The 6353-nt window shown below is 67.9% G+C and carries 4 protein-coding genes; all 4 read right to left on the minus strand.

What is annotated here, in order from left to right:
* Window positions 1–322: 322 nt before the first annotated feature.
* The 4 genes from ACLQ2R_RS39340 to ACLQ2R_RS39355 all read right to left on the minus strand — a co-directional run bounded on the left by ACLQ2R_RS39340 (window position 323) and on the right by ACLQ2R_RS39355 (window position 5833).
* Window positions 323–2908 carry a valine--tRNA ligase gene (locus tag ACLQ2R_RS39340; RefSeq protein WP_425966521.1) on the minus strand — a complete coding sequence of 862 codons (2586 nt, stop codon included), beginning with the start codon at window positions 2906–2908 and terminating at the stop codon, window positions 323–325.
* A 151-nt stretch (window positions 2909–3059) separates the two neighbouring features.
* Window positions 3060–4340: an ATP-dependent Clp protease ATP-binding subunit ClpX gene (gene clpX / locus ACLQ2R_RS39345; RefSeq protein WP_344895765.1), complete on the minus strand. Its 1281-nt coding sequence runs from the start codon at window positions 4338–4340 to the stop codon at window positions 3060–3062.
* Window positions 4341–4532: 192 nt separating this feature from the next.
* Window positions 4533–5177, minus strand: a complete 645-nt coding sequence (locus ACLQ2R_RS39350) for an ATP-dependent Clp protease proteolytic subunit (RefSeq protein WP_344895762.1) — start codon at window positions 5175–5177, stop codon at window positions 4533–4535.
* Between the two features lie 11 nt (window positions 5178–5188).
* Window positions 5189–5833 (minus strand): ClpP family protease, encoded by a 645-nt coding sequence (locus ACLQ2R_RS39355; protein WP_386241018.1) that lies wholly within the window; start codon window positions 5831–5833, stop codon window positions 5189–5191.
* Between the last annotated feature and the right edge of the window lie 520 nt (window positions 5834–6353).

The following is a 6353-nucleotide window of genomic DNA, read 5'->3' on the forward strand; positions in this document are numbered from 1 at the left end:
CAAACCGGCTAGCATGTCGATCACCCTGTTTCCAGGGCAACCCCTCTAACTTACTCCAACATCCGGCCGATGTCCAACCAAACGAACATGCCCGATTTGTCGGATTTGTTAGGGGGTGCAGGGACTCGCCCTGCATGAAGAACACTACCAGTCATCCGGGGCTACACGAGCCAACTTCCCGGTAACGACTAGGTCTTCCCTGGGGTCGCACACCTCAAACACGAGAACCCGGAGTCAAGAGACTCCGGGTTCTCCGCGCACGGCTCCTCACCACCCGACCGGCCACGTGGTCGCCGGGGACCACGGCAGGAACCCGGTCAGCTCACCCCGCCGGCAGTGCGGCGATCTGGGCCAGCAGCCGGGTGATGTCCTGGTCGGCCTGCTCCGCACGGGAGCGGACCTTGGCCACCACGTCGTCGGGCGCCTTGGCCATGAACTGCTCGTTGCCGAGCTTGGCCGCGACCTGGGTCGCTTCCTTCCGCGCCACCGCGAGATCCTTCTCCAGGCGCTTCCGCTCGGCGGCCACATCGATCGTGCCGGCCGTGTCGATCTCCACGGCGATCCCGGCCACGTCGAGACGCGCGGTGGCGGCGAACGACTCCGACGGCGGGTCGAGCCGGAGCAGTGACCGGATCGCCCCCTCGTGGGAGGCCAGTGCCGTTCCCTCGAGCGGGAGCCGCGCCGCGACCCGCTGTCCCGGCTTGAGGCCCTGGTCCGAACGGAACCTGCGCACCTCGGTGATCATTCCCTGCACCGCGAGGAGTTCACGCACGGCCGAGGGGTCGCGGAGCGATTCCCGCACCGTCGGCCACGGCGCCACCGCGATCGACTCGCCCCCGGTGACCGCGCGCCACAGCTCCTCCGTGAGGAACGGCACCAGCGGGTGCAGCAGGCGGAGCAGCGCATCGAAGACATGGCCCAGCACGATCCGGGTGTGCTCCTGCCCGGAGGCGATCTGGATCTTGGCGAGCTCCACGTACCAGTCGCAGACCTCGTCCCAGGCGAAGTGGTAGAGAAGATCGGAGACCTTGGCGAACTCGAAGTCCTCGAAGGCGGTGTCCACCGAGGCGATGACCTCCTGGAGCCGGGAGAGGATCCACCGGTCGGCCGCGGTCAGCTCCTCGACGGGGAGCTCGCCGGTCACCGCCCCGTTCATCAGCGCGAAGCGGGTGGCGTTCCAGATCTTGTTGCAGAAGTTTCGCGAGCCTCCGGCCCACTCCTCGCTGATCGCCACGTCGGAGCCGGGGTTGGCGCCGCGCAGCAGCGTGAAGCGGGTGGCGTCGGCGCCGAAACGCTCGATCCAGTCGAGCGGGTCGACGACGTTGCCGAACGACTTCGACATCTTCTTGCCGTACTGGTCGCGGACCATGCCGTGCAGCGCCACGGTCCGGAACGGCGGCTCGCCGTCCATCGCGTAGATGCCGAACATCATCATCCTGGCCACCCAGAAGAACAGGATGTCGTAGCCGGTCACCAGGACGGTGGTGGGGTAGAACTTCGCCAGCTCGGGCGTCCTGTCGGGCCACCCCAGGGTGGAGAACGGCCACAGTCCCGAGGAGAACCAGGTGTCGAGGACGTCGGGGTCCTGGATGTAGCCCTCCGGCGCCCGCTCGTCCGGGCCGACGCAGACGACCTCTCCCTCGGGTCCGTACCAGACCGGGATGCGGTGGCCCCACCACAGCTGGCGGGAGATGCACCAGTCGTGCATGTCGTCGACCCAGTCGAAGTAGCGCTTGGCCAGCTCCGGCGGGTGGATCCGCGTCCGGCCGTCCCGCACCGCGTCGCCCGCCGCCTTCGCCAGGGGCGAGACGTTGACGAACCACTGGAGCGAGAGCCGGGGCTCGACCACGGTCTTGCAGCGTGAGCAGTGCCCGACCGAGTGCAGGTAGGGGCGCTTCTCCGCGACGATGCGGCCCTGCTCGCGCAGCGCGGCCACCACCGCGGGCCTGGCCTCGAAACGGTCGAGCCCCTGGAACGGGCCGTGGGCGGTGACGACCCCCCGCTCGTCCATGATCGTCAGGGAGGGCAGGGAGTGGCGCCGTCCGATCTCGAAGTCGTTCGGGTCGTGCGCCGGGGTGACCTTGACCGCTCCGGTGCCGAAGGCGGGGTCGACGTGCTCGTCCGCCACGATCGGGATCCGCCGCCCGGTGAGCGGCAGCTCCACCTCCCGGCCGATCAGGTGCGCGTAGCGCTCGTCGGAGGGGTGCACGGCCACGGCGGTGTCGCCGAGCATCGTCTCGGCCCGGGTGGTGGCGACCACGATGGACTCGTCGCCGTCGCCGTAGCGGATCGAGACCAGCTCGCCCTCGTCCTCGCTGTGCTCGACCTCGATGTCGGAGAGCGCGGTCAGGCAGCGCGGGCACCAGTTGATGATGCGCTCGGCGCGGTAGATGAGCCCGTCGTCGAAGAGCTTCTTGAAGATCGTCTGAACCGCCCGGGAGAGGCCCGGGTCCATGGTGAAGCGTTCGCGTGACCAGTCCACGCCGTCACCGAGCTTCTTCATCTGGTCGAGGATCCGCCCGCCGGACTCCTCCTTCCACTGCCAGACGCGCTCGACGAACGCCTCACGGCCGAGATCGTGCCGGGAGAGACCCTCCTTGGCGATCTCGCGTTCGACGACGTTCTGGGTGGCGATACCGGCGTGGTCCATGCCGGGCAGCCAGAGCGTCTCCTCCCCGCGCATGCGGGCGCGGCGGGTCAGCGCGTCCTGGACGGAGTGGTCGAGGGCGTGGCCGATGTGCAGCACACCGGTCACGTTCGGCGGGGGCAGGACGATGCTGTACGGCTCGCGCTCGCTGCTCGGGTCGGCGGTGAAGTATCCCCCCGATACCCAGCGCTCATAGCTCCGGGTCTCCACGTCGGCGGGTGTGTACTGGGTGGGCAGCTCTGGCGTCGTCACGATGCCCAAGTCTAGGGATGTCCGCGAGCCCCATGTCCCGCGGACCGCGCCTCCCCTGCCCGCACCGCCCCCGCGCCTCGCCGGGCCGAAACGACCGGTGCCCCCACGGAGAACCGTGGGGGCACCGGCCGCGCGAACCTCGGACGGCTCGCGGGAACGCCTAGGCCGACTTCTCGCGCGGCGGACGCTGCTGCTTGCTGAGCTGGTCACGCGGTACGAGCGTGGGGTTGACGTGCTCCAGGACCGACTCGCGGGTGATCACGACGCGCGCCACGTCCTGTCGCGAGGGCACCTCGTACATCACCGAGAGGAGGACCTCCTCCAGGATCGCCCGCAGGCCACGGGCGCCGGTGCCTCGCAGGATCGCCTGGTCGGCGATGGCCTCCAGCGCGTCGTCGGTGAACTCGAGCTCGACGTTGTCGAGCTCGAAGAGGCGACGGTACTGCTTGACCAGCGCGTTCCGGGGCTCGGTGAGGATCTGGATGAGCGCCTCACGGTCGAGGTTGTGGACGCTCGTGATGACGGGGAGCCGGCCGACGAACTCGGGGATCATGCCGAACTTCAGCAGGTCCTCCGGCATCACGTCCTTGAAGATGTCGGAGCTGTCGACATCCTCCTTGGAGCGGATGATGGCGTTGAAGCCGATGCCCTTGCGGCCCACCCGGGACTCGATGATCTTCTCGAGGCCCGCGAAGGCGCCGCCGCAGATGAACAGCACGTTGGTGGTGTCGATCTGGATGAACTCCTGGTGCGGGTGCTTGCGCCCGCCCTGGGGCGGCACGCTCGCGGTCGTCCCCTCCAGGATCTTGAGCAGGGCCTGCTGCACTCCCTCACCGGAGACGTCCCGCGTGATCGACGGGTTCTCGCTCTTACGAGCGATCTTGTCGACCTCGTCGATGTAGATGATGCCGGTCTCGGCCTTCTTGACGTCGTAGTCGGCGGCCTGGATCAGCTTGAGCAGTATGTTCTCCACGTCCTCGCCCACGTAGCCCGCCTCTGTGAGGGCGGTGGCGTCGGCGATGGCGAACGGAACGTTCAGCATCTTCGCCAACGTCTGGGCGAGCAGTGTCTTGCCGGAACCGGTCGGGCCCAGGAGCAGGATGTTGGACTTGGCCAGTTCCAGGCCGTCGTCACGCCCGCGCTCTCCGGACTGCACCCGCTTGTAGTGGTTGTAGACCGCCACGGAGAGAGCCTTCTTCGCCTGGTCCTGACCGATGACGTAGGCGTCGAGGAATTCGTAGATCTCCCTCGGCTTGGGAAGGCTGTCCCACTTGAGTTCGGAGGACTCGCTGAGCTCCTCCTCGATGATCTCATTACAGAGGTCGATGCACTCGTCGCAGATGTATACGCCGGGTCCGGCGATGAGCTTCTTGACCTGCTTCTGGCTCTTCCCGCAGAAAGAGCACTTCAGCAGGTCTCCCCCGTCGCCGATGCGTGCCACCCCAGATACTCCTTTGCGTGGGACCGCCCTGGCTGCCGCGGTCCGTTTCTTCCGATCGGTCCGATACCCGATGGAAAAGTCATCCCGCTTAGGTTTCGACGTTACCGTCTTCTGAGCCCTCAGTGAGCCCCCTAGCGGCGAGTCGCACCGGAACGTGCCGGATTCGGCACGGTTCCGGTGCACTGTGCCTCGTCAGGAGGCTACGGCCTTCGCGAGTTTCTTGCGAGACGGGATGATGTCGTCGATCAACCCGTACTCCTTGGCCTCCACGGCGTCAAGGATCTTGTCCCGCTCGATGTCCTTGCGGACCGCCTCCGGCGCCCTGCCCGAATGCTGAGCGATGATCATCTCCATCTGGGCGCGCATCCTGAGGATCTCACGCGCCTGGATCTCGATGTCGCTTCCCTGGCCGCCGCCCTCGGTGGAGGGCTGGTGGATCAGCATACGGGCGTTCGGCAGGGCGAACCGCTTGCCCGGCGTACCGCCGGCCAGCAGGACCGCCGCGGCCGAGGCCGCCTGGCCCAGGCAGACCGTCTGGATCTCCGGCCGGACGAACTGCATCGTGTCGTAGATCGCCGTCATGGCGGTGAACGAACCGCCCGGCGAGTTGATGTAGATGCTGATGTCACGGTCGGGGTCGAGCGACTCCAGCGTCAGCAGCTGGGCCATGACGTCGTTCGCCGACGCGTCGTCCACCTGCACGCCGAGGAAGATGATGCGATCCTCGAACAGCTTGGCGTACGGGTTCATCTCCCGCATGCCGTAGGACGTGCGCTCGGTGAAGGACGGAAGAACGTAGCGGCCGTTGATGTCTCCCGGCCGGATCAACTCACTCACCTTGTTCCCCTTCAGGAGACGGCGCCCGTGGAGGGCACCTGCCGGGCGCTGCGCACGACCTGGTCGATGAAGCCGTAGTCCTTGGCCTCCTCGGCCGTGAACCAGCGGTCGCGGTCGGAGTCGGCCTCGATCTGCTCCAGGTTCTGGCCGGTGTGGAAGGCGATCCGCTCGGCGAGGGTCTTCTTCACATAGAGCATCTGCTCGGCCTGGATGGCGATGTCGGCGGCGGTGCCACCGATGCCACCGGACGGCTGGTGCATCATGATGCGGGCGTGCGGCAGGGCGTAGCGCTTGCCCCGCTCGCCGGCGCACAGCAGGAACTGGCCCATGGAAGCGGCCAGGCCCATCGCGACCGTGCACACATCGTTAGGTACATATTCCATCATGTCGTAGATCGCCATACCGGCGGTCACGGAACCACCGGGCGAGTTGATGTAGAGCCAGATGTCGCGGTCCGAGTCGTCCGCGGCGAGCAGGAGCAGCTCGGCGCAGATCCGGTTGGCGATCTCGTCGTTGACCTGGGTGCCCAGCACGATGATGCGCTCACGCAGCAGCCGCTGGTAGAGCTGGTCTTCGAGCCTGAACGAGCCGGTCGGCTGGCTCATCGACTCGGGCCCGAAGCCGGGCGGCTGGTAGAAGGTCGGCGGGCTGGTCACAGCGTCACCTTCCGATGCGTCGTAATCGATTGGCTTTGCCTGTGACCTTAACCCGCGCCGCCTACCGGACATGCCTCCTCAACGCGCTGTTCGCTGACGGCGCATGCTGGACGCGACCATCCCGGCACGTCCGCAGGCCCCTGCCGGCCGTCCGATGAGAGGTTTCCGGCCGTGGTCCGCCCGGCGTGTCGGACCTCGCCGTGACCTCCCGCGGGGCAAGGCTCTCAGGCGCTCCACGCGCTCACCGGCCCCGCGGCGGAGACGATGGGTGCCCGCGGGGCCCGGAGGGCGTCAGGCCCCTTCCTGCGGCGCGAGCGGCGTGCCCTCCCGTACCGCCGGACACCGCCCGGACGCCGTCCCGCCGCCGATCATGCCGCTCCGAGCGGCGGGAACGGCCCGGAACAGGGACGGCCGGACGGGGAAGGAGGGCCCGGACACGACCGTGGCGGCCCCCCCCGGGGAAAGGCCGGGGCGCGCCGTCGGAATCGGGGCGGGCCCGGGGCGAGCTCGCCTCGGCCGT

Source organism: Streptosporangium sp. DT93 (assembly GCF_049844535.1).
Lineage (GTDB): Bacteria > Actinomycetota > Actinomycetes > Streptosporangiales > Streptosporangiaceae > Streptosporangium.